General features: G+C 47.6%; 21 protein-coding genes. 12 read left to right on the forward strand and 9 right to left on the reverse strand.

From position 1 onward, the window contains the following. The first annotated feature begins 15 nt into the window (after window positions 1-15). A complete protein-coding gene (locus AMS66_RS06010) occupies window positions 16-1,860 on the forward strand; it encodes an IucA/IucC family protein (protein WP_053779925.1) in 1,845 nt (614 codons plus the stop codon). Window positions 1,861-1,885: 25 nt separating this feature from the next. On the opposite strand, the gene AMS66_RS32665 is transcribed toward AMS66_RS06010, so the two are convergent. The 3 genes from AMS66_RS32665 to AMS66_RS06020 are packed head-to-tail and all read right to left on the reverse strand — an operon-like array spanning window position 1,886 to window position 3,104. Further along, window positions 1,886-2,050, reverse strand: a complete 165-nt coding sequence (locus AMS66_RS32665) for a hypothetical protein (protein ID WP_160319672.1) — start codon at window positions 2,048-2,050, stop codon at window positions 1,886-1,888. An 11-nt stretch (window positions 2,051-2,061) separates the two neighbouring features. Continuing rightward, window positions 2,062-2,652 carry a GNAT family N-acetyltransferase gene (locus tag AMS66_RS06015; RefSeq protein ID WP_181014093.1) on the reverse strand — a complete coding sequence of 197 codons (591 nt, stop codon included), beginning with the start codon at window positions 2,650-2,652 and terminating at the stop codon, window positions 2,062-2,064. A 5-nt stretch (window positions 2,653-2,657) separates the two neighbouring features. Continuing rightward, window positions 2,658-3,104: a RidA family protein gene (locus AMS66_RS06020; RefSeq protein ID WP_053779926.1), complete on the reverse strand. Its 447-nt coding sequence runs from the start codon at window positions 3,102-3,104 to the stop codon at window positions 2,658-2,660. Window positions 3,105-3,292: 188 nt separating this feature from the next. Between AMS66_RS06020 and AMS66_RS06025 the strand changes: the two genes are divergently transcribed. The 3 genes from AMS66_RS06025 (at window position 3,293) to AMS66_RS06030 (ending at window position 4,859) form a co-directional block, all read left to right on the forward strand. Beyond that, entirely contained in the window at window positions 3,293-3,913 is a 621-nt protein-coding gene (locus tag AMS66_RS06025; protein ID WP_236703226.1) for a glycoside hydrolase family protein, read from the forward strand. 44 nt (window positions 3,914-3,957) lie between these two features. Further along, the gene (locus AMS66_RS33515; RefSeq protein WP_236703228.1) at window positions 3,958-4,179 is read left to right on the forward strand and encodes a hypothetical protein; all 222 of its coding nucleotides are present in this window, start codon (window positions 3,958-3,960) and stop codon (window positions 4,177-4,179) included. A 245-nt stretch (window positions 4,180-4,424) separates the two neighbouring features. After that, window positions 4,425-4,859, forward strand: coding sequence for a hypothetical protein (locus AMS66_RS06030; RefSeq protein WP_053779927.1), 435 nt, complete (start codon window positions 4,425-4,427; stop codon window positions 4,857-4,859). Window positions 4,860-4,911: 52 nt separating this feature from the next. On the opposite strand, the gene AMS66_RS06035 is transcribed toward AMS66_RS06030, so the two are convergent. Further along, window positions 4,912-5,796, reverse strand: coding sequence for an AraC family transcriptional regulator (locus tag AMS66_RS06035; RefSeq protein WP_053779928.1), 885 nt, complete (start codon window positions 5,794-5,796; stop codon window positions 4,912-4,914). A gap of 127 nt (window positions 5,797-5,923) precedes the next feature. Between AMS66_RS06035 and AMS66_RS06040 the strand changes: the two genes are divergently transcribed. From AMS66_RS06040 to AMS66_RS06070, 7 genes are all read left to right on the forward strand, one after another. Continuing rightward, window positions 5,924-7,213, forward strand: coding sequence for a Gfo/Idh/MocA family oxidoreductase (locus AMS66_RS06040; protein WP_053779929.1), 1,290 nt, complete (start codon window positions 5,924-5,926; stop codon window positions 7,211-7,213). Window positions 7,214-7,321: 108 nt separating this feature from the next. Beyond that, window positions 7,322-9,139: a cache domain-containing sensor histidine kinase gene (locus AMS66_RS06045; RefSeq protein WP_053779930.1), complete on the forward strand. Its 1,818-nt coding sequence runs from the start codon at window positions 7,322-7,324 to the stop codon at window positions 9,137-9,139. Next, a complete protein-coding gene (locus AMS66_RS06050) occupies window positions 9,111-10,712 on the forward strand; it encodes a response regulator (RefSeq protein ID WP_236703229.1) in 1,602 nt (533 codons plus the stop codon). The genes AMS66_RS06045 and AMS66_RS06050 overlap by 29 nt, the downstream gene beginning before the upstream one ends. 121 nt (window positions 10,713-10,833) lie before the next feature. Further along, window positions 10,834-11,748: a carbohydrate ABC transporter permease gene (locus AMS66_RS06055; protein WP_053780030.1), complete on the forward strand. Its 915-nt coding sequence runs from the start codon at window positions 10,834-10,836 to the stop codon at window positions 11,746-11,748. Between the two features lie 5 nt (window positions 11,749-11,753). Beyond that, entirely contained in the window at window positions 11,754-12,593 is an 840-nt protein-coding gene (locus AMS66_RS06060; protein ID WP_053780031.1) for a carbohydrate ABC transporter permease, read from the forward strand. An 80-nt stretch (window positions 12,594-12,673) separates the two neighbouring features. After that, window positions 12,674-13,984: an ABC transporter substrate-binding protein gene (locus tag AMS66_RS06065; RefSeq protein WP_053779932.1), complete on the forward strand. Its 1,311-nt coding sequence runs from the start codon at window positions 12,674-12,676 to the stop codon at window positions 13,982-13,984. Window positions 13,985-14,007: 23 nt separating this feature from the next. Continuing rightward, the gene (locus tag AMS66_RS06070) at window positions 14,008-15,654 is read left to right on the forward strand and encodes an MGH1-like glycoside hydrolase domain-containing protein (RefSeq protein ID WP_053779933.1); all 1,647 of its coding nucleotides are present in this window, start codon (window positions 14,008-14,010) and stop codon (window positions 15,652-15,654) included. Between the two features lie 211 nt (window positions 15,655-15,865). On the opposite strand, the gene AMS66_RS06075 is transcribed toward AMS66_RS06070, so the two are convergent. Then, window positions 15,866-16,210, reverse strand: a complete 345-nt coding sequence (locus AMS66_RS06075) for a hypothetical protein (RefSeq protein WP_053779934.1) — start codon at window positions 16,208-16,210, stop codon at window positions 15,866-15,868. Between the two features lie 125 nt (window positions 16,211-16,335). On the opposite strand from AMS66_RS06075, the gene AMS66_RS06080 reads away from it, so the two are divergent. Then, window positions 16,336-16,734 (forward strand): hypothetical protein, encoded by a 399-nt coding sequence (locus tag AMS66_RS06080; RefSeq protein ID WP_053779935.1) that lies wholly within the window; start codon window positions 16,336-16,338, stop codon window positions 16,732-16,734. Window positions 16,735-16,968: 234 nt separating this feature from the next. Here the strand turns inward: AMS66_RS06080 and AMS66_RS06085 are convergent, their stop codons facing one another. The 4 genes from AMS66_RS06085 to AMS66_RS33520 all read right to left on the reverse strand — a co-directional run. Then, window positions 16,969-20,142 carry a bifunctional cytochrome P450/NADPH--P450 reductase gene (locus AMS66_RS06085; RefSeq protein ID WP_053779936.1) on the reverse strand — a complete coding sequence of 1,058 codons (3,174 nt, stop codon included), beginning with the start codon at window positions 20,140-20,142 and terminating at the stop codon, window positions 16,969-16,971. A 369-nt stretch (window positions 20,143-20,511) separates the two neighbouring features. Next, complete coding sequence (locus AMS66_RS06090) at window positions 20,512-21,066, reverse strand: glutathione peroxidase (RefSeq protein WP_053779937.1); 555 nt, start codon at window positions 21,064-21,066, stop codon at window positions 20,512-20,514. Window positions 21,067-21,325: 259 nt separating this feature from the next. Continuing rightward, complete coding sequence (locus tag AMS66_RS06095) at window positions 21,326-22,051, reverse strand: LutC/YkgG family protein (protein WP_053779938.1); 726 nt, start codon at window positions 22,049-22,051, stop codon at window positions 21,326-21,328. Continuing rightward, the coding region (locus tag AMS66_RS33520; protein WP_236703231.1) for a lactate utilisation protein LutB domain-containing protein at window positions 22,041-22,511 on the reverse strand (471 nt) is incomplete at its 5' end. The genes AMS66_RS33520 and AMS66_RS06095, both read right to left, overlap by 11 nt.

Below are 22,511 nucleotides of genomic sequence, written 5' to 3' on the forward strand. Positions count from 1 at the left end.
GGATGATAATCAATCATGACCAAGGATAATGTCACCATCGATCAATCCCGGCAGACTGCATGTCCTTCTGTCGTTTCCCCGAAAGAGCTTGCCTGTCAGGAGATGCTCAGCCGCATGTTGAACGCTTATCTTCGGGAAACGGGGCAGCATGATCCTTATGTTCGACTTGACACCAAGCCAGATATTTCACTTGTTATTGAGCTCCCACGTACAAACCAGAGGATATATGGAAATCTGCATCACCGTTCCGCCGCTGGACATCATGTCTATGGCGACAAGTTTCACATTGCTGAACTAGAAGAGGCACAGCCTGGTAGTAGGAGAGAGCTTTCTTTTGAACAAATTACGACGCTGTTACTCGATGAAATATCATCTGTTGAACCCAATCCTGATGCCAGAATGTTGAAACGAGTACAGCTGGAGCAAATGGTTTATAACAGTTTGGAGCATATGACCTCATATCTGAAGCATGCAATGAATACATCATCTCCTGTAACATTGGATTTTCGCTATCTGGAACAGGTATTGTTATGCGGTCATCCATTTCATCCAACTCCGAAAAGTCTGGAGGGCTTCAGTGCTTCGGATTCGCATACCTATTCGCCAGAATTTGGCGTTAGCTTTCCTCTCAGTTGTTTTGCTTCAACCCATGAACTTGTGTTAGAGGATTGGTTGGATACCGTGGATTATGGCAGCGAAGCACCCTGGGTTCCTGCGGAAATGGCTGAGGCCGCCTGGACGCAACTCCCTCCAGAATGCAGACATTATGTGCTCCTCCCTTGTCATCCTTGGCAGGCCGAATATTTGCGGACACTTGAACCTGTAAAATCCTTATTAGAGCAAGGCGCATTAATTGATCTTGGCTCTACCGGGCCTTCCGTGTACCCCACCTCGTCGGTGCGTACGGTCTGGAATCCTAAGGAAAGCTGTTTCTACAAACTGTCTCTTCACATTCGAATTACAAACTTTATCCGCGAGAACAATGAGGAGCAGTTGCTGCGTACCCTAGATGCATCCAGGATTGTACAACAGATTCAGGATCGCTGGACGTCAGAGAAATTTCAAATTTTGCTAGAAAAAGGCTACCGCACCCTGAAGGTACCGGAGATACCTTCTTCCCCTCAGGATGCGCTGATCTCCGGATTCTCCATGATCCTGCGCGAAGCACCAGAGTCTTGCCGCTCTGCTTCAGCGGCGCCTTATGTCGTGGCCTCCCTAATGGAGGTGCTTCCCGGAGAAACCGAACCGCTGTTGTTCCGGGCTGTCCGGGAAAATCTACAATCTGCTTCATCGGCGAATAGTAAAAATGATGCGAGGCTGCAAACAGACTGGTATGCCTGGCTTCGTCAATATCTGGAGTTATCCATGGTTCCACTTGTGGAATTGTATGCCGAGACAGGCATTAGTCTGGAAGCTCATGTACAGAATTCCATGCTGCGTCTTGAAGATGGCATGCCTGCCGCTTTTGTGGTTAGGGATCTGGAAGGCATCAGTGTCAATCGAGCCTTAGCGGAACAGCAAGGTTGGATTGGTCAGGTAGTCAACGCCAACAGTCCTGTCCTTTATACAGAGGAAGAATCACGTCACCGATTAAAATATTATTTCTTTGTCAATCACCTCAGTCATGTGGTACAACGTCTTGCTTACTATACAGGTCAAGAGGAGCAGCCTTACTGGAGAGTGGTGAGAAATACGTTGGAGGAGCTTCGAAAAAAGACAACCGAGTCTTCGCACATCAACGACGTCATTTGCGATCTGTTGACCGCCGAGGCCTTACCGGCCAAAGCCAATCTGCTCAGCCGGTTCCATCAGCGTGGTGAAACACCGCTATACGTTAACATTCCCAATCCTATGAGGTAAGAGAATTCCTCTTATCTGCTTCTGTTCATTCAGCACTTCTTTCAGTAAGTTCATTCAAAAGTACTTCCCAGCCTCCAATCAATTGCACATCAAAAATGGCCCTTGAGAACAACATACGCTTGTTCTTCCAGGGCCGTTTCTTTGTTCCAAACTCGTTTTCCAAATCATTTCCCGATTCATTTTTTCTCATTTCAAACTATTCTATTCGAACTCATCGCCTCTTACCTTCGCAAACACCATCATATCTACAAACGTTCCTGTACTGTCACGCCGCATCTTGCGCAATACACCTTCAAGCGTATAGCCTGCGCGCTCAGCCACTTTGGCACTTCGCACATTGCGGGCATCACATCGAATTTCCAGCCGGTTCGCCTCCAGATCGGTTATTGCGAACTGCTCAATGCCTCTGACCGCTTCTGTCATGAGACCCTCACCGGCACGCGAAGTTCTAATCCAATAACCGATCTCGAAACAACGTGCATTCCAGTCGATTCGATGCAGTCCGCTGCTGCCCACGAATTCATCCGTAAATCTGTCACGTAAATGCAGCATCATGTCGGTACGCTCCAGAAATTGCAGCCTGGCTTTGCGGGCATTCGCTTCCGATTCCTCCAGTGAAGGTATGTTCTCGGCAAAAGGCAGCCACAAACGCAATTGCTCCGCACTTTCACGAATTGCCTCATTCACTGCCGCTCCATCTCCCCACTGCGGGGCACGAATCGTGAGACGCTGGGTGTTGAAGCTTTCGGGAAAAGACAGCATTAGCGGATTAATTGAAGCGGGATTGGTCATGCAATCTACTCCTCCACCTGGAATATCGAGTCAATGATAAGTGGCAAGTTATCCCTCACGGATACAGCACCAAATACCGAACGGGCGTGCACACCCTGTTCTCCAAACACATCCAGCATGAGATCCGAAAAACCGTTTAAAACTTTATGGTGCTCCTCATACGAGGCAGTGGCATTGATGAATCCTTGTACCTTAACCACCCGCTTCACTCGATCCAACGAACCAAGCACTTCCTGAACGACAGCCAATACCTCGATGGCGGCATTTCGGGCAAAATCATATCCCTGCTCCGTCGTAAACTCTTCCCCAAGTTTGCCACGCTCTCGCGTATCGGGCCCTTTACCGGATACATACATGATTCCGTTAACAATCACCGCATTGGCATACTTCGCTGCCGGCGTACTTGCTCTGGGCAATACAATGCCTAATTCGTCTAATCTGTCCTGTATCATCCGGCTTCCCCCTGTACAAAATGTCCTTACAAACCATCAATCATTTAATTTTTTAAACTTTAAATTTATTCCTAATTTAGGTAAATCTCAATATACGCCGGTTCCTCCTGAACCGCAAGATGCAAATTGGGCTGAACGGAGATTTTCCTTCTATATAAGTAATTAATGGGGCTGCTGATCCAGTCGTTGTGTGGAATCGTTCCGAGCAAACCTGGTGGATGGTCTATACCAATCGCAGAGCCACAGCCAGAGGGCCAAAGTTCGCCTGGGTGCATGGTACAGATCTCGGCGTAGCTTCTTCAGCTGACGGTGGACAGTCGTGGACTTATCGGGGTACGTTAACTGGCTTGGAGCATGAATGGGGACATAATACGTTCTGGGCACCGGAAATTTTCTGGCATGAGGGCACGTATCACATGTATGTCAGTTACATTCAGGGGGTCCCTCATGACTGGGCGGGCCATGATCGGCACATTTTGCATTACACCAGCACGGATCTGCTTTCTTGGACTTTCCATGGCAAACTGGAGCTTAGCTCGGATCGTGTCATTGATGCCTGTATTTACCCGCTTCCGAACGAAAGGTTCAGGATGTGGTACAAAGATGAGGCTCATTCGTCCCATACCTACGCAGCAGACAGCACGGATCTCTATAACTGGGAAGTCCTCGGTCCGGTCATTACAGGACGTGCACATGAAGGACCGAACGTATTTCGTTTCCGTGATTCGTATTGGATGATTGTTGACGAATGGAGAGGACAGACCGTTTATAAATCAGATGACTTGAGCATTGGGAATGGAATAGTCTGATTCTCGATCAGCCAGGGATTCGTGAGGATGACGGCGTAATCGGTTTGCATGCAGACGTCGTCGTACAGGATGATGAAGCCTATATCTTTTATTTTACCCACCCGGACCGGACCGAAGGTGTAGATCATGCCAGCGAACCCGCACGTCGTTCCTCCACTCAGGCCGCGCGCCTCGATGTGATTGATGGTGTGATGGTCTGTCCTCGGGATGAAGAGTTACAGATGAGGTTGCGACCGGAGAACGATACAAGTGATATTTCGGTTTGAGCGGCGTTGTCCATGACGTGAGATTTAAACTCAGTTATACAACGACATAATAAAGGACCTGAACCAATGTCTGCGCTCGCAGGATTGCTCAGGTTATTTTTTTTACATGTTTGCCTTCGGATCACGATTTATCAAAAATCCCCTTCCTCTATTTACCTATAGGTTTAACGTGTCATTGCATGTTATGATGTAGAACTCCATTTTCAAAATGGGAAAATACTAAATACATAAACAAGGACGTATTTATGAGTACAAAAACACGACATATTATTCTGATTTTATTCAGTATCATTCTGATCATTGCATCCATCTTTTTTCATAAGTACCGTGAACTCAAACATCGCATTGAGTCTTCCTCTGACTCAGCTTACCGCAGTGTTATTCTGGAAAGTATACATTATAAGAAGGAGCTTGACCGATATATCAAAAGCAACAAAACAACAGATGAAACAAACCTGAGCATTTATACGAACAATATTAAGAACGCTTTCGAATATTATGGGCTCATTACTAATATGGTCGATGGAACAGCACAAAGGTTATATATTGAGCGAAGTGATTTTTTCCATCAGTACTGGTCCATGGTCCCTCCAGCCTATGCGAAGCTTTCATTGGAAGAACTTCAAAAGGTAAGTGACAAAACAAACATCATTATTAAAGAATTCCAACGATTGAAATAAACATGTTAAATCTTGTTCCATATCTATATCAAAATCTATATCGCAGTCCTCCCTATTTCAGCACTCCCATCGAACCTGCTTCTCTATATTCCTGCCGATATATCCTCGGTGATACCTGAACCGTCCGCTTGAACATCTTTCCAAAATGTGAAAAATTGCTGAATCCCGCTTGCAGGGCGATCTCCGTTATGGAATCCTCGCTTTCACGCAGCAAACGCTGTGCTTCCTTCACCCGAAGCAGATTAAGATAATCGCTGAACGTGAAACCTGTGGTCTGTTTGAACAGACGGCTGAGATAATGCGGGCTGATTCGAAACAATGCAGCAACCTCAGGCAATGCTAAAGCTTGCTGATAGTTTTCGTTAAGATGGCGGACCACCGCCTGAGCCTTGGGATGCAGAACCGGTTCGCTGTCAGCTGACTGTACAGTGCCCAGATGTTTATTACGGTAAGCGAACAACAGCAATTCAACGGATCGGTGACGCAGCAGCAGGCTGCTTCCAGCTCTGGTATGGATCATCTCATCAATCATTTCGCTGACCATTCGATCTGCTGCCTCACTTACCTGTGAAGGAAGACTCAGAATGGGAATTTCCCAGCTGAATGGCTCCTTCAGTCCCTCTGCCAACTCAGGTGAGATGGCCAGTTCAGTGAATAGCTCTGGCTTAATATACAGAACAATCCGATCATGGTCCGGTCTCCCACTCTCCATTGTCTTATGAACGGTATTCCGGTTGATGAATACAAAGTCTCCTGCTCTCACCCGATAGGTGCGGTCCTTGATGAAGTATATACGTTCACCGGATAACAGATAGTACAACTCATAATGGTCATGCAGGTGGTCATCCGTCATGGAGAAATATCCAATGCGGCGATCATATTCGATATTCAAATATCCGGTGGGATCATTGTAATCCGCTCGAAATGTCTGTGTCATGTAGCCTGACCCCCTTTCCTTGAATTATAGCAAAATAAGCGGCATTTGAAAGCGATTACGCACAAAAAGCGGCGAAAGAAGTGTTCCCTTGTTATAGTCTAGAGCTATATTCAAGGAGGCGATAGACATGAGTAACAAAAAACGCTACGTATTGGTCGGAACAGGCGGCCGTGCTGAATTTTTCTATGGAGCATTAGCCCAAAATTTCAGGGAAACATCCGAGCTTGCCGCTTTTTGCGATATTAACCAGACACGCATGAATTACGCCAATCAGCTGCTGAGAGAAAAATATAAATACAATGAGGTGCCTACTTATCCTGCGAATCAGTTCGATCAGATGATTGAGAACGAGAAGCCGGACTTCGTCATTGTAACCAGCGTCGACCGCACCCATCACAAATATATCATTCGCGCGATGGAGCTTGGATGTGATGTCGTGACCGAGAAGCCGATGACCATCGATGAGCACAAATGTCAGGATATTCTTGATGCCGCCAAGCGGACCGGACAAAATATACGCGTCACCTTTAACTACCGTTATGCACCACACCATACCAAAATACGGGAACTGATTCAAAATGACACCATCGGCAAAGTGACTTCGGTCCACTTCGAATGGCTGCTGAATACGCGCCATGGTGCGGATTACTTCCGCCGCTGGCACCGGGATAAGCGTAATAGTGGCGGACTGCTCGTACACAAATCTACACATCACTTCGATTTGGTCAATTTCTGGATCGGTTCGCAGCCTGAGACCGTTTTCGCATTCGGGGACCTTATGTATTATGGTAGAGAAAACGCTGAGGAACGAGGCGTGACCCAGTTTTACACTCGCGCAACAGGCAACCCGATTGCGCAAGAGGACCCTTTTGCCCTGCACCTGGACTCGGATGCACATCTCAAAGCCATGTATCTGGATGCCGAGCCGGAAGACGGCTACCAGCGGGATCAAAGCGTATTCGGAGATGGCATCAACATCGAGGATACGATGGGTGTTCTCGTTCAGTATCAGAACAAAGCCATTTTGACCTATTCGCTAGTTGCATACCAGCCGTGGGAAGGCTATCGCATCGCCATTAACGGCACCAAAGGCCGGATTGAGATGAACATTGTGGAACAATCCTATGTTAATTCGCTCGGTGATAAAAATCTCGAAGGTGCGTTAATTGGGAAAACACTGCGAGTACTTCCCATGTTCGATGCCCCGTACGAGGTTCAGGTTGAGGAAAAAGAAGGCGGCCATGGCGGAGGCGATCCGGTTCTTCTGAATGATCTGTTCGGAGAACCTACAGAAGATCCATACCATCGTGCTGCAAACCAATTGGATGGAGCGAGATCCATCCTCACCGGAATTGCAGCCAATCGCGCCATCGCAACTGGCTTGCCTGTTCGCATCAACAATCTGGTTCGTTTCTAGGAACACAATGCCGCTCCAACCACATTCCCATTCAAGGCTGCGTATACTACGCAGTCTTTTTTCACATTTGACGTCGGCCCTAAAGTCTATTTACTTAAGGAGGACCCTATGTTTTTCTCATTAAAAAGCCGCCTGATCGCCTTTATCGTTGTGCTCTTCGTCCTCTGTTTTGGCACGCTCTCCTTCCTGCTCTTCAAGGAGTCGCGTACCGTAATCCGCTCCTATATTGAATCCTCTGCTCTGGAGAAGATGGAGGAATACGGTTCTTATGTCGATATGGTTCAAATGCAGATCTATGATGTGGCCTCTCTTGTCTTCAACAGCGATACCGCCAAGAACTGGGATAACGCAATAAGTGACCCTGACCTTCCTGAAGGAGAAAAGATGCTTGTCAATCTGGCGATGAGCCGTTTTCTGACCCAGGCTACGAACAGCTACACCAGTATCTCCGATGTATCCATCTATCGACGGAATGGGCTGCGAATTGGCAGTGAGAATCAAGTAGCGACCGACCCTCTCTTTTTGCAAGAATCATGGTACCAAAATTTCTTCATCTCTGGCAATCACTGGCTGCCTGTACATACCGATCAACATGAAGCAATTAGGGATCATGGCAATCCGGTGGTCAGTCTTCTGATGCCCTTAGGGACCTTTCATCATGCTACAGCCCAGAATGTGATGAAAATTAATGTCAGCGAATCTTACTTTCTGGAACCGCTTAACCGAATCCATCTGGCCGATAGCAGCACTATCTTTCTGCTGGGTGAACAAGGATCCCCTATTCTTTCACAGCAGGCAAATCAGCTTGGCGCCGGAGCTTTAGCAGAAATCAAGCAGATTCGGAACAACTCGCTCAAATCGGGTGTGGTGTATCTGAACAACGAGGAAGGACAGCGTGACATTCTGGTATACAAAAAGCTGGGGCGAACCGGCTGGATGCTGGCTGGTCTGGCGCCGGAAAAAGAGCTATATTCATCTCTTCACAAGCTTCAGAGTACCATTCTGGTGGTCACGATAGTTCTAATTCTCATCTCTCTGTTTGCTGCTGCATGGCTCTCTTATGGGGTAACCAAACCCTTAACTCGACTGGTACTGGCCATGAGACAGGTACAACGGGGTGCATTCGATCAGGCAGAATCCCTTCTTCCTCCAGACAAAAATGTAAAAAGCGAGGTCAGTTATGTCATCTCCACTTTCCGCTACATGATCAGCCGATTGCGACAGCACATCCAGAATGAATTCGAGCTGAAGCTGCTCCGCCAGCAAGCGGAGTATAAAGCGCTGCTCATGCAGATTAATCCTCATTTTATGTTTAACACGCTGGAACTAGTGAGCAGTCTCGCTATGCAGCGACGAACTGATGATACGGTTCAGGTCATTGAAGACCTTGGCAAAATGATGCGATTTTCCATGAACACAAGTGACGACAGGGTACAGCTTGCAGAGGAACTGTCTTACATCCGCCACTATATTTCCATTCTGCAAACCCGCTTCAATCATAAACTCGACATTACTCTGACAGAGGAGGGAAAGCTGGATTCCCTGATCATCATCAAATTTATTCTTCAGCCGCTTATTGAGAATGCCGTCAAATACAGCTTTCAGCATCAGACGACGGCTGAGATACACATCCGGATCTCCAGACGGAATAACCGCCTGCATTTCAACATTTCAGACAATGGGCCTGGTATTCCGACCGAAATCATTCAGAAACTCCATGATCCTGTTGAAGCATCTCAGCTGGAACCCCTATTGCGAAGCCAAAGCTGGCACATTGGACTCGGAAATGTGGTTGCACGCTGCCGCTTGCATTACGGTTCCCTGTTTACAATTCAGATCAAGAACGGAGAACGTTACGGCACATGTATTGAACTGATTCTACCCGTACAGGAGGAATATGATGTACAACGTATTGATCGCAGATGACGAGTTCGAGGTTCGCGAAGGGTTGAAATTGAAAGTGGATTGGCAAGGCTTGGGCTTTGCCATTTCAGGTGAAGCGGCAAACGGCATCGAAGCAGAAGAGCTTCTGAAAGCTGAACATTTCGACTTGTTAATTACAGACATGAACATGCCTGTCATGGATGGCGTACAATTGCTGGACATTTGCCGCAGCCACAATCCTTCCATTCAGATTATCATCATTACGGGATATGAAAGTTTCAAATACGCCAGATCAGGTGTCCGCAGCCAGGCCATGGATTATTTGCTAAAGCCTGTAACCCGGGATGAACTGAAAACCACATTAAACAAAATCAAAGAGGAATTAGATAAAAAGAAACTGGTGCACGGCAATTCCGAAATGATGCAGTGGCGTCTCTCCCAGTATTACAAAGAAATGAAGCAACGTTTCCTGCTTGATCTCGTTAGGGGACATCGACTTCCGTCATCTTCACTACCAGAGCGAATGCGACTGTTTCATCTGGAATCCTGGCAGGATCACAACGTCTGTTTCATCACCGCTGGCATGCGAGACTCAGATTTACAGACTGCTTCGGTGGGGCGTGTTCCCGAAAAACTCTATCTTCCCTTTGAGTTGCTTTGTCACGAAATGGCCCAGTCCTATCCAGATAATGTTCAAATGTTCCATGACGGAGCCCACCCAGGAATCACGCATTTCATTACATTGGACGGAATTCAGCACGAATTCGCTCAGGATATCACAACACAAACCCGCTCTATCTTAACGATGGAGGTACAGGTTGGATTGGGATTGCCTGTATCGGGGCTTGAACGGTGGAAAGATGGCTATATTCATTCCCTCTTGGCATGGAAATCTGCTGGACGGAAAGCTACACAGGACCGGACGCCTGTAGTAGATCATAGTCCATTACTGCCAGAGGAAACCAACCGAATGTTGCATCGATGTCTTCTTCGGGGAGAGCTGGATTCCTTCCGCAGCGTGATTCGAAAGGAACTTGCTGACTCATTTCGAATATCCACTTCCCATATGATCCGAAGCCTTTTTCAAATTTCTCTGCTGATGGAGTCCACCGCAATAGAATATACTCGGCCCCCTTTCGAACAGGAATCCACGTGGATTTCCCCGGAATGGGTGCTTTGGCTAAAGACTCCAGACCAGGCAGAACTGTTCCTGATGCATTGGGCTCAGGAATTCGTGAATCAACAGCAGTCATCCGAGGCTGGAGAAGCTACGGTCATTGAATCGGCCAAGCGATATATCGAGGAAAATTACATGTTGGAACTGACATTAACTTCGCTGGCCGAGCAGTATAACTACTACCCAACCTACTTTTCGGAAATGTTCAAGGAGGCTGCCGGCGTTTCTTTTATTCAGTATGTGACCGAAGTTCGAATGAAACATGCTCTTCGTCTACTGAAGGAAACCCAATTAACTGTCTGGGATGTTACAGAACTGACAGGCTTCCGTTCTCCAAGCTATTTCAGTTCAAAGTTCAAAAAAATGTTCCATATGAGTCCCTCGGACTATCGATTGCTGCATTCCGAAAAAAATGATAATGATGATCCGAAGAAATGAGATTCCAGCTTTCCGTCCTCCCCGGTATGATGAATTTACCAAAAGAATCGCCGCCAGTATTGTAAGCGGATTCAATTCCGAGGTGATTATGAAACACATCCATCCTGAAGGGAGGCCTATGATGAGAAAGCTGTCCAAGCCGTTATACGGCCAGCAGAATATGACAGCCTATTTGTTTCTGCTGCCCTGGCTCATCGGACTCTTCTGTCTGACACTGGGACCTATGGTTGCGTCATTCTACCTGTCTTTGACGAAATTTAATTTGCTGTCACCACCAACGTGGACGGGGCTCAGCAACTATGTCCAGATCTTTACCGAAGACGATACCTTTCGCAGATCTTTGGGGCTAACGTTCTATTATGTATTTCTATCCGTTCCGCTAAGACTTGCCTTTGCCCTGCTGGTGGCGATGGCGCTGAACAAAGGGATTCGGGGGCTCGGCTTATACCGGACCGTGTATTACATTCCTTCCCTATTGGGCGGCAGTGTGGCCATTGCGATCGTCTGGCGCCAGATTTTCGAGGGAAGCGGCTTGGTCAATCAGTTCCTAAGCTGGTTCGGGATCACCGGTCCCGCCTGGATTGCCCATCCCGATTACGTGGTCTATACGATCGTCACGCTCTCTGTATGGCAGTTCGGTTCGGCCATGGTTATTTTCCTTGCCGGCCTGAAACAAATTCCAGCCGATTTATATGAAGCTTCGGACGTAGATGGGGCTGGAAAGTTACGCCAGTTCTTCGGCATCACACTCCCGATGCTTTCCCCTGTTATTTTTTTCAACCTAATCATGAGCATGATCAATTCGTTTCAAGCCTTTACACCCGCTTATGTGATCGGTGATGGACGGGGAGGCCCGCTCGACGCAACGATGTTCTATACCTTGTATTTGTATCTGAAAGGCTTTTCGTTCTTTGATATGGGTTACGCTTCTGCCCTGGCGTGGATCATGCTGGTCATTATCGGGGTATTCACTGCAATCGTCTTTCTCACCTCAAAATTCTGGGTATTCTACAGCGACAATCAGGAAGGGAGATAATGCACATGCCATTAAAGCGACGATTAGTTCAAGCCGGGAGGCATACCGCCATTATCCTTTTCGGTCTGCTGATGTTGTATCCGGTGTTATGGTTAATTCTCAGTTCGTTTAAACCGAATCATCTCATCTTCACCAATAGCAGCCTCATTCCAACCAGCTTCACCTTTGAGCATTTTGTGAATGGATGGAAAGGATTACAGGGTGTGTCGTTTGGTCGCTTCTTCGGCAACTCGGCGCTGATCTCGGTCTTGAGTGTGTTAGGAAATGTGATCTCCTGCTCCCTTGCAGCCTATGCCTTTTCCAGATTGAGATTCAAGTTCAAAGGACTGTGGTTCAGCATTATGCTGGTCACCATCATGCTCCCTTACCATGTAACTCTGGTTCCTCAGTACATTCTGTATAACGAGCTGCATTGGATTAATACGTATTTTCCGCTCATTCTGCCCAAGTGGCTGGCACAGGATTCCTTCTTTATTCTGCTCATGGTTCAATTCATCCGTGGTATCCCACGGGAGCTGGATGAGAGTGCAACCATTGACGGCTGCGGGCAATCGCAGATTTTTTTCCGAATCGTAGTGCCTCTTCTCGTTCCTGCACTGATTACAACAGCGATCTTCACCTTCATCTGGAGCTGGGATGACTTCTTCAGCCAGATGATCTATTTGAGCAAAATTGATCTGTTTACCGTACAGCTGGGCATACGGTCCCTGTTCGATCCATCGGGACAATCGGATTGGGGAGCACTGCTCGCCATGTCCACGCTGTCTCTACTGCCAGTGACCATCATCTTTCTGGTATTTCAGCGTTATTTTCTTGAGGGGATTGCAACGACTGGACTGAAATGATTACGAAGATACCTGTCCAGACGCAATAAGTGTACAACAGATATTATGCTTTTCATTATCTATCGTCAGGGGGATTTATCATGTTCAAACGATTGATGATTAGTAGTATAGCTTCACTCCTGTTATTGGTAACTGCCTGCTCTGGAACGGATCATACCGGTGCTGATGAGCAAACAGGAACCGCTGAAGGCGGGCAAGTCGAACTGCGCATGATGTGGTGGGGCGATCAAAAACGGGCAGACCTTACGAATGAAGCCCTGAAGGTTTTTCAGGAGAAACATCCGAATATTAAAATTGTAGGTGAATTTGCACCTTCCTCTGGATATTTTGACAAGTTAAATACACAGCTGGCGTCAGGCACCGCTCCGGATATTTTTTTCCTCGGTGGTAATGTAGTTGATTACGCGAAGAAGGATGTCCTTCTGAATCTGGACCCATATGTTGGTAATGAACTGAATCTGGACGGCATGGATACCACCATGGTTGAGTATGGCCGTCTTGATGGAAAGCTGCAGCATATTTCCGCTGGTGCGAATGCACGGGGCACTGTCGTCAACCAGGCGCTGTTCGATCAAGCGGGGATTCCGTTGCCAGCCTCAGATTGGACTTGGGAAGATTATGCTGCGATCAGCAAAGAGCTTTCCGACAAACTCGGCAAGGGCTATTACGGAACTTATAATTTCACCGTTGACGGTATGGACATCTTTTTAAAACAGCACGGCAAACAGCTATATGATATGAAGAACGGCACGCTCGGATTTGCAAAAGAAGACATTTTGGAATGGTTCACCTACTGGGAGCAGGCGTCCAAGTCAGGTGGTGTGGTTACGCCTGAATTGCAAGTTTCCAATCCACCGGATGACACCAGTAAATCCTTGCTTATTACAGGCAAAGCGGCGATGAGCCTGCTTCCTTCAAATCAACTGGCTGCTTTCCAGAGTCTGACCGAAGACAAGTTAATTCTTTTACCTGTACCAAGAGGTCCAAAGGGAACTGGAGTTGTATTCGAGTCTAGTCAGGGATTGTCCGGTTATGCGAATACCAAACATGCAAAAGAAGTCGCGATCCTGATGGATTTCTGGATCAATGATCCGGATGCAGCCAAAATTCTTGGCAACGACCGCGGTGTGCCCGTGACAGAAGCCAACCGCAATCTGCTTCAGCAAGAAGCGGGACCTGTTGAAGAGATTGTATATAATTACACCAGCTTTGTATCTGAAGCTACAAAAACGGAGCCTTTTGACGTGAGCTACAACCCTCCGGGATTTGCTGAATTCTCCAAACTGGCCCAGACAACCAATCAGGAAATCGGCTTCGGCCGAAAAAGTGTGGAGCAAGCTGTCACTGACTTCTATAATGGCACCGTGCGAATCTTTGAATCCAATCAATAAATAACCGCTACAAGGAGGTCGACATGACAGAAGCACTGCTGAACAAGCTGCGCCAGATCTCGATTCACGATGATGTAAAGCCAGATAAACCGGAAGATCAAAAGTTAATACAGGAATGGCAGGCGTCGGGTGTTCGATTCGCGGCATCCGGCGGACGACTGCAAACGACTTATTATTCCGCACTGGAGAAGTTACTCACTTGCATTGTGTCCCTGAATGGCAGTGAGCCCATTCTTCAGGAAGGCGGCATCTATCTGGGCTGCTGGCTGGAGAGTACCGGCACCATTAATGCGGAGCTGCTGTCACGTCTAATTCCTTCTGTATCGGAAACGACCTATCTCGCTTTTGCCCGACACCAAAGAGAAGATGGATTGCTGCCATATAAGCTAACGGAAAACGGCCCTTCCTTCCGCCAGATTCAGCTCGTTACACCATTGGCACGAAGTGTATGGAACCACTACCAGCTTCATGGAAAGAACCGCTCGTTCCTAAAGACCATGTACAAGGCCATGGTACGTTACGACGAATGGATTGCCACGTATCGCAATACCCGAGGGACAGGTTGTGTGGAGGCTTTTAGCACCTTTGATACTGGGCATGATCTGTCCCCCCGCTTCTGGCATGTTCCGGATACGCCTTATAAGAATGATGCCGCGTCCTACCATCCGGACTCTCCGCTTCTGCCTTTTTTGGCACCAGACTTAACCGCCAATATCTATTGCCAGCGCATGTACTTATCCCGTATGGCCGTGGAGCTCGGGGAATCCGGTGCAGAGTGGAAAGCAAAAGCTGAAGCTAGTCTGGAAAGTCTCTTCCGTTACTGTTATGACGAAGTAGACATGTTCTTCTATGATCGGGATCGCAATGACGAATTGGTCAGAGTACAGTCCGATGTGCTGCTGCGTGTGATGGCGTGCGAGGTGGGCGACCGTGAAATGTTTGATAACATGCTGCGCCGGTATTTGCTGAATACAAGCAAGTTTTTTGCCAAGTACCCGTTTACGTCCATGTCGATGGATGATCCACGGTTTGATCCGTTTTCCTCTTATAATAGCTGGGGTGGAGCGTCCAACTTCCTGAGCCTGATTCGTGCACCACATGCATTTGAATATCACCATCGGTATGTGGAATTGTCGTGGGTGATGCAACCTATCCTGTCGTCCCTTTCCAAAGCAAAGCGCTTTGCGCAAGCATTAAGCCCATGGACCGGGGAGGAAGGTTTTACTGAAACCTACTCCCCCTCCATCCTTTGCCTGCTTGATTATGTGGAACGGTTATGTGGCATCATGCGGGTTGGACCGGACCAACTGTGGTTTACCGGTCTTCTCCCCATCGACATGGATCATGGCGAAGAAGTCGCTGGCCATACGGCGTATAGCCGCACGGTGAATGGGCTTCATTTTGAATTGGTGAACACGCCAGAACGGGTAACGGTATATCAAGGTGATAACGTTCTTATAGAGGGGCCAGCGGGAATTCGGTTGGTTACGGACCGAAGTGGACATTTGGAAGGTATCATCGGAATGAGCGTGCGCACCATTGAGGGTGAACTGATCTATCGAGGTACGTCCATTCCGATTCGAATCAAAGGAAATGAACTGAAGCGGTATACAGACGGAAACTTGATAACAGAGCGAGATATCGGCATCATCTATCCTTCCTATCGCTAGTGAGTTGAAGAAGTGTCTTCTCTACAGGAACATTAATAAGGCCCATTCCCGATATAGAGTTGCAACACCAAAAGCGCAAGTAGCAAGGGGAAATCCCCTGTACTTGCGCTTTTGGTGATTTACTATCGAGATGAGTCTCTCCACAACGGATGAATAACCGATGCTGATTCCGTAGACTCCTTTTATTTACACGAGAAAACGGACCTTTCGTTTACGCCTTCCGCTCCCACGCAGGGTGACGATAGAATTCAATCGTATCAATATAGTTCACCGTGTACTTCTGTTCAACTTCCGACAGTTCCAGCAGCTTTCGGTCGATTTGTTTCAAACCCATGACCACGTCATGCCGAAGAAGGTCCATAGCGATTTTGCCCACAAAGCCGCCTTCCAGCTCCTTGTGTTTATTCCGAAATTCCTCATTATAGATCAGTTCCGGTGTAAACGATGCTTCAACAAATGCGTTGACGAGCGTAAGCTCATTCCCCTCCATCTGTACCGCGATATAATAGTTGCCACGTTCATCCCGAATGAGGTCTTTATACATTTCCACGTTCATCTGAATCACTCCCTATATCTTAAGTTGTACTATTATTATGAGTAATGAACATGGGCGCCATTTTGCTCACCTCTTGCCCTCGTCCATTCATATAGTAGGTATAAATGGCGAACGGAGGATTGCTTATGAATTGGCACCAACTTCATACAGGAAAAACACTTCAGCAGCGTCTGGCCAAGTTACAGGGACATCTGGCAGAATTGAATGCTCCATTGTCCGGTCTGGAACCTGGAATAATCAGCAAAGTTTTCCCGCGCAGTTTTATCAAAGTCAATCGGCAGTTATTTGTTCCACTCAGTTTGTTTTCCATTCGAGTATTTGATATTCCACGAGCACAACGAGGCGTCCGGGTAGGCATCCGCACGGTATTCTCATCGGGAAACGCATTTAATAATATCCGACTTGTTGGTGTTGGGCTGGATTACATTGAGCTGCAGGGAAAAGGTAGATTCTCTTCACGTATTCTCTTTCCGTTAACCCAGGTTGAATCGATCTACCGTCCAACGAATAAAAAGAAGAAATAATGAGACCAGAAATAGCTTTAGTCATGTCTCTGCCTGCAACAGTCCGATTAGAGAAACGATCCATATCCGGGATCAAACCCATGTCATAATATGCATGTTTCTCTTTCCTAGTATAACTCATACGTGCATTGGTCTGCTCGGATATTGTGCCATAGCAAAAAGAGGTGAGCACAGAACCCTTCTGTGTCTCACCGCGCAGATGCCTATCCATCATTGGAATCATGATCGTATCACTCAGATACCTGTCCACACATCCTTGGCATAACGACCTTCCTGCTGCAAACGTTCTAACCACGCATCGGCCTGCTCCGTGGAATTACCACTGACATCAGCGTACGCTTTCTTGAGTGTTGCTTCAACATCAGGTGCCATCTTGCTGCCATCGCCGCAAACATACAGATGTCCACCCTGTTCGAGCAGAGGAATCAGCTTGTGGGTATCATCTCTCATCAGATGCTGCACATAACATTTCTCTTCCCCGTCCACGCGGGAGAACGCCGTATGAAGCTGGACAAGACCCTCTTGCTCGGCTGTTTCGAGTTCATTTTTATACAAATAATCATGTTCCGGGTTGCGACATCCAAAATACAGATGGGCTTCGCCAACTCGCTGACCTTGTTCCTTCAGTATACGTCTTGCCTGCAGGAAACCACGGAATGGAGCCACGCCCGTTCCGGGACCCACCATAATGATCGGAGCCTCTGCATTTTCTGGCAGTTCGAACCCGGACTCAGGCGTCCGTATGAACATGACTACCTCCTCACCCGGCTTCAGGTTTGCCAGATAGTTGGACGCTATGCCTTTATATTCTCCCTGACCACTCCACGCCGGAGCACGCACTACGCTGACGGTTATGCTGGACTGCTCAGGTTGCACTCGCGGTGAGCTGGAGATCGAATAATATCGGGCTTTCAGGGAAGGCAGCAATTCCAAAAACCGCTCGAAAGGCAGCTCACATGCCTCGTATTTCACCAGATAATCCAGCATGGATATGCGTTTCTTACGCACTTCTTCCATGTATACAGACTCATCAAGAAGCGCTTCGAGCTCCTTCTTATGCGGTGGGCACACCGTGTACGCCGCCAGTTCTCTCAGTTGGGCCCGAGTTGCCGCTTCCTGAAGCTCCACACTGTGACTAAGCAGATCGACCAAATTTACTGGTTGGTGCAATGGCAGATGAGCTGCGCTGCGGCCCGAGGCATCCAGAACCAAATGTTCCGTACCTGTGAATCCATATCGTTTCAGTACTCGTTCTACGAGCTCAGGTGGGTTTTGCGGTAAAATGCCCAGGTGATCGCCTTCCTTATACGTAGCACCTTCAGGCAATTTAATCTCTAGATGACGTGTGCTTCGTTCACTGCCCGCATCGTGAAGCTCCCGATTCTCAAGCACTTCGGCAACGTGTGCATCATACGTATCCGCGAGCGGCGTTACCGCCAGTCCGCTGACAAACTGTACAGACAAGGAACTGCGCTCACTACCAGAACTCGTATTCAACTTGAGGCCCAGCGTTCGTGCCAGATCCGGCCATAGTTGCTCGGTCCAGTCTCCAACCTGTTTTTCAAAGTCCCCGCTGGCATCACTTTCTCCGATCGGTGATAACCGCTCTGCTCCTTTGGATGACAACTGTTCATCAATTAAACGCGGAATGCGCTGGTACGTGCTGGCCCAGTTGTGATCCCCACATCCGAGAACGGAGAATCGTACGCCTTGGAATTCTCCTGCATCCGCATGTTCAATCCATTCGACGAAATCCTTGGCATTGCTAGGTGGCTGACCATTGTAGGATGCACTCACAATGATGACGGCGCCTTCCTTGGGCAGTTTGCCTACACGATCATCCAGAGTAGCCACTTCGCTGCGGAAGCCCTGATATCTGGCGGTGTCTGCGATCTCACGCGCAATGCCTTCCGCAGTCCCGAGATTGGAGCCATACAGGACAAGCATCGGGGTGTGATGGGCATTGGCTGTATCCGGCTCTTGTCTTTTGGCAACCGGAGTCGGCTCCTCTACGGCAACACCCGGAACAGCCATGACCGGCTGACCCCCACGTGCACGAACACGGATCGTGAAGTTATCAGGTTTGAGCGTCAATGTTTCTTTCACTTTCAACTGATAATCCGCATGATCGATGAATTCAAAATGCTTAAGCACCATGCCCAGCACAAGTGTTGCTTCCTGAAGGGCGAACTGCTGACCAATGCAGGCCCGCTGACCATTACCAAATGGTTTGTAGGCATCATGTGGCACCTTGCTCGGATCTTCGAACCGTTCCGGACGAAATGCCTCTACATCTTCACCCCACGCATCGCGGTCCCGATGCAGCTTGGGAATGAGCACACTGACACTATCCCCTTTCTGCAAAGGATATTTCCCGTCCAAAACAAGGTCTTTCTTGGCGTATAAGGAGAATGCCGGAGCCGTAGGCCACAACCGCAAAGCTTCGTTTAAAACCATTCGAACATACTTCAGATTGCGAACCTGATTGTATGTCGGAACCGGATCTTTCAGAACCTGATCTGCTTCAGCCTGAGCCTTGGCGAGTGTATCCGGATTTTTCATTAAATAATAGATGGCAAAGGACAACAAGCCACTCGTCGTCTCATGCCCAGCAATCAGGAAGGTGATGATCTGGTATCGAATATTTTCATCGTCCAGCGTTTCCCCGGTTTCCGGGTCCTTGCCACTGAGCATATGGGACAACAGATCGTCTGCCCCTTCCTGGGGCTGCTCCTTGCGCTCCGCAATAATATGATCCACCAGTGAGTACATCGAACGGATATCCTGCTCAAACTGTTTCTTTTTGGTGATCATCAGCTTGTCTTGCAGACGTAAACGCTGCAACGAACTCATCGATTCGTCCAGTGCTCGAACCATGCTGGTAATGAAAGGATGCGGTTCTTCCCGGTAAAAGCTGTTAAATCGGTAGTTGAACCCACACAGTCCAATCGTATCTAGGGTGAGACGAGTCATATCATCAGGTACGTTAACCGTCTCATCCGGATTCAGTCTGGACCACTTCTGCACCAGTTGTACAGCGAGATCAATCATTTTGTTGTGATATCCCTGCATCGCACGCTGGCTGAAGCTGGGCAGCAACACATTGTGAGCTTTTTTCCAATTCGGCTCTTGTGTCCAACTCGTAAACAGGCCATCTCCGGCAAATGCACGAACCTTCTCCAGCGGTGCCCATACACGTTTATCGAATTTGGATTCGTCGCTTACCTCGGCTACCAGTTCATGACCAGAGATATACAATTCACTTCGGCCAGGATAATCCATTCGAAAAATAGGTCCATACTCTTCGGCGAGTTTCACCAGCGATTGTACAGGCTCATCGGTATTTATCTGTGGTAAGTTTCCTAAAGGCCCAAACGTTTTGGGTTGGGGAACTGAAATTTGCGCCATAATACTCACTCCTCTTCCAAGTAATACGTTCTACAAAAAATAATACCTTCGTTCAACTTCGACTTCAGATCAATAGACATGACTTCATTTTCTGCACATTTTCATATTTCATCCAGATAACTTAAAAATCATAGATGGAACCAACTGACCGAAATGGTTTATTGGTCATTTTAGAATAAAAAAAATGGGTTCCTTCGTTATCTTTCTTTTACCCTAACATTTCCAGTCTCAATCTTCAACAGTCTCAAAGTCGTAGGACCAATGGGTAGCCATCAGATTAATGTGGAAAATTTTGGCCCCTCTTGGCCCAACCATATTGAGTTTTTAGAACTTAATGAGCTGCTTCATTCTCGAAATAAATCGTTAAATCTAGGACCGCATCAGCAGATCCTTAATCGCAGACTCCATCTCTAACGGCGCCACCGTAGTCTCATAGCGGCTACTCACTTCCCCGGTTCGATCAATTAAAAATTTGGTGAAATTCCATTTGATCCCGTTTCCCCGGTATAAGTCGGGATGTCTCTCCTTGACAAATTGATCCATCCATCGACCTTCTTCCGATGCCATATCATAACCCTTAAATGGGGCAATCTCGACCAGATAGCGAAACAAAGGGTGCATCGATTGCCCGGTGACCTCAATCTTCTCAAAAATCGGAAAGGATATATGAAAATGATTTCTGCAATACTGAGCTACTTCATCATTGCTCCCCGGCTCCTTGTGATTAAACTGATCACAGGGAAACGCCAGAATCTCCAGCCCTTGATCACAGTACTGTTCGTACAGTTGCTGAAGTTCGGTGAATTGTCGAGAGTAACTGCACTCGCTCGCTGTATTCACAATAAGTAGTACTTTGCTCTCATAAGCAGATAAGTCGCCCGTGTGTCCATCCATGAATGGAACCTGATAAGAAAATATACTCATTCATAACGCCTCCTTGGTCGGTTCTCACATAAACCTTTTCTTGAAATGGATTATACGCCGCTTCTCTTGATAGGTTAAATATATAGTTATTATAAAGTTAATAGTTTTTATCTATAAAATATCTTATCTGCTGCCATATGATTATATGGCTCATTATCCTTTTCATAATGGACATACTAGAAATAGAAAAAACTGCCCTTCGCAGACAAAAAGCTGCGTTTGGACAGTCATTCGTGATGTTATGCATTTCGAAATGTAGTTACCCCATAATAAGGCCATATACAATACCAGGGCCATGTACCCCAATGGTCAAATCATTTTCAATATCGGAAGAACGACTCGGACCGGAAATAAAATGAATGCCTGCCGGAAGATTCTCTCTTCCCGCTTCGTCGAAGCGATCAAGCGTTTCACCAAGTCTGGTGTAGAGCCGTTCAATTGGAATAATAATGATGAGTACGGTGGGCAATAAACTAACGGAGCGTCCCTTTTCTGGCGAAGAAAGCACCGTGACGGACCCCGTATATGCTGTGGCATAATCCGCCATCACTACTCCGATATCTGCCTCGGCTGCCCGTGCCTTCCAGTTCTCCTCTGCTTGGCTGTTCCATACAGAAATCTGCACATCGGGAAGTTGCTCTTCCAATCCAAGATCCGTCAGCGCCTGTTCATTCTGACGTATGATATATTTCGCACTCAATTCATGAGATTTATTAGCGATGAAGTCAGAGGCTTCGCCAATGTCTTTTACGCGCGCAATATGAGCACCTACACTCACAAAATTATCAGTGAATGCCTGTATGCGCTTATCGATGTCCCACTCCAAATCCGTCCAGAACGCGGGTGCACCGCGAAAAGGTTGAGTCGGAGCATGGGTCTGCCGTGGTCTCCTCAATTTGGAGGCGATGTCATTCATAAACTGCTCCTGTTTCGCACGGGACTTCTTCTCTAATTGCTCCAGCCATTCCTGATGTTCAGTGTTCATGTTGACCACCGCTCCCCTCGCGTTCACGAAGAATCTGTTCCATTCGGTTCCGAACGGAGGAATCCATCTCTTTCTGCTCCTGATTCAGCTCCTGTTCGAGTTTGTTCCACTGCTGACGGAAGGAACGCTTCGCCAGGCTTGGCGCAACCCGATATCTGTTCCAGCCCTTGAGAGGCCCAAGTTTGAGTGAAATTCCGTTATTGCGTACAACGGCTTTCTGACCAATCTGTCCAAGACGAATAGCCGCACTGAATCGTTTAGAGTTGGATACAACCGCTGCAAAACCTTTCATACCAGCGCTCTCAAGCTTGTTACCATGACCCTCTTCCACCTTGCGTCTGCGTAAATATACAAGCATATCATGCAGCGGAATTTTGACCGGACAGGCTTCATAACAGGCTCCGCACAGACTGGAAGCACCGGCGATGTCATTCCATTCATCGATATTGCCATTCAGTGC

Origin of the sequence: Paenibacillus xylanivorans (genome assembly GCF_001280595.1) — a bacterium.
Lineage (GTDB): Bacteria > Bacillota > Bacilli > Paenibacillales > Paenibacillaceae > Paenibacillus > Paenibacillus xylanivorans.

Bases quoted from the DNA above. Each gene is read 5' to 3' on its own strand.
- AMS66_RS06010 (WP_053779925.1), top strand. From the start codon at position 16: ATGACCAAGGATAATGTCACCATCGATCAATCCCGGCAGACTGCATGT.
- AMS66_RS32665 (WP_160319672.1), bottom strand. From the start codon at position 2,050: ATGAGAAAAAATGAATCGGGAAATGATTTGGAAAACGAGTTTGGAACA.
- AMS66_RS06015 (WP_181014093.1), bottom strand. From the start codon at position 2,652: ATGACCAATCCCGCTTCAATTAATCCGCTAATGCTGTCTTTTCCCGAA.
- AMS66_RS06020 (WP_053779926.1), bottom strand. From the start codon at position 3,104: ATGATACAGGACAGATTAGACGAATTAGGCATTGTATTGCCCAGAGCA.
- AMS66_RS06030 (WP_053779927.1), top strand. From the start codon at position 4,425: ATGAGTACAAAAACACGACATATTATTCTGATTTTATTCAGTATCATT.
- AMS66_RS06035 (WP_053779928.1), bottom strand. From the start codon at position 5,796: ATGACACAGACATTTCGAGCGGATTACAATGATCCCACCGGATATTTG.
- AMS66_RS06040 (WP_053779929.1), top strand. From the start codon at position 5,924: ATGAGTAACAAAAAACGCTACGTATTGGTCGGAACAGGCGGCCGTGCT.
- AMS66_RS06045 (WP_053779930.1), top strand. From the start codon at position 7,322: ATGTTTTTCTCATTAAAAAGCCGCCTGATCGCCTTTATCGTTGTGCTC.
- AMS66_RS06050 (WP_236703229.1), top strand. From the start codon at position 9,111: ATGATGTACAACGTATTGATCGCAGATGACGAGTTCGAGGTTCGCGAA.
- AMS66_RS06055 (WP_053780030.1), top strand. From the start codon at position 10,834: ATGAGAAAGCTGTCCAAGCCGTTATACGGCCAGCAGAATATGACAGCC.
- AMS66_RS06060 (WP_053780031.1), top strand. From the start codon at position 11,754: ATGCCATTAAAGCGACGATTAGTTCAAGCCGGGAGGCATACCGCCATT.
- AMS66_RS06065 (WP_053779932.1), top strand. From the start codon at position 12,674: ATGTTCAAACGATTGATGATTAGTAGTATAGCTTCACTCCTGTTATTG.
- AMS66_RS06070 (WP_053779933.1), top strand. From the start codon at position 14,008: ATGACAGAAGCACTGCTGAACAAGCTGCGCCAGATCTCGATTCACGAT.
- AMS66_RS06075 (WP_053779934.1), bottom strand. From the start codon at position 16,210: ATGAACGTGGAAATGTATAAAGACCTCATTCGGGATGAACGTGGCAAC.
- AMS66_RS06080 (WP_053779935.1), top strand. From the start codon at position 16,336: ATGAATTGGCACCAACTTCATACAGGAAAAACACTTCAGCAGCGTCTG.
- AMS66_RS06085 (WP_053779936.1), bottom strand. From the start codon at position 20,142: ATGGCGCAAATTTCAGTTCCCCAACCCAAAACGTTTGGGCCTTTAGGA.
- AMS66_RS06090 (WP_053779937.1), bottom strand. From the start codon at position 21,066: ATGAGTATATTTTCTTATCAGGTTCCATTCATGGATGGACACACGGGC.
- AMS66_RS06095 (WP_053779938.1), bottom strand. From the start codon at position 22,051: ATGAACACTGAACATCAGGAATGGCTGGAGCAATTAGAGAAGAAGTCC.